This window comes from Arthrobacter sp. Y3222053, assembly GCF_059092805.1.
In genome coordinates, this window is the sequence record NZ_JBNHIA010000020.1 from 1 (window position 1) to 328 (window position 328).

General features: G+C 56.7%; 1 rRNA gene. It reads left to right on the forward strand.

Annotation, left to right across the window (positions count from 1 at the left end):
- Positions 1 to 257 precede the first annotated feature (257 nt).
- Positions 258 to 328, forward strand: a 5S ribosomal RNA gene (gene rrf / locus AC5RUW_RS16635); the annotation flags it as partial.

The following is a 328-nucleotide window of genomic DNA, read 5'->3' on the forward strand; positions in this document are numbered from 1 at the left end:
GGTTGATAGGCCGGATGTGGAAGCGGGGACTAAAGACCCGTGAAGCTGACCGGTACTAATAGGCCGACAACTTACACCACACACGAAAAAACAGCACGATTGCTACGCGTCCACTATGTGGTTCCCAACCAACAACCCACACCACCAGGTGCGGGCCAGGGGAACACCAATAATTGAATACACGGTTGAACACGTGTAACCACACAGGTTTCACCACCACACCCCACACACGGGGTGACTGGTTTGGTGGCAAGGGTTACGGCGGTCACAGCGTGGGGGAAACGCCCGGTCCCATTCCGAACCCGGAAGCTAAGACCCACAGCGCCGA